The organism is Halorubrum sp. SP3 (assembly GCF_005435195.1).
Taxonomy (GTDB): domain Archaea; phylum Halobacteriota; class Halobacteria; order Halobacteriales; family Haloferacaceae; genus Halorubrum; species Halorubrum sodomense.
In genome coordinates this window covers 1-222 of record NZ_SGTU01000751.1, presented here as the reverse complement: position 1 = coordinate 222, position 222 = coordinate 1, and the positions used below count along the sequence as shown (strand labels likewise).

Below are 222 nucleotides of genomic sequence, written 5' to 3'. Positions count from 1 at the left end.
CCCGGAAGACGACCGCGAGCATCGCCCCGGCGGCGAAGCCGGAGGAGACGGGAAACAGCCCCGCGGCGACCGAGACGAGCGTGAAACCGAAGGCGGAGGCGGCGACCTGCGGCACCACCCCAGACAGCGTCGTGTACCAGAGGACGCGGGCGTTCGACATGCCGGTGTCCGCCATCGGCACGGCGAAGGCGAACCCGTCGGGCACGTTCTGGAGCCCGATCA

General features: G+C 71.2%; 1 pseudogene. It reads right to left on the bottom strand.

Annotated elements, in window-relative coordinates:
• Nucleotides 1-222: pseudogene (locus EXE42_RS18140) on the bottom strand (ZIP family metal transporter); the annotation flags it as partial.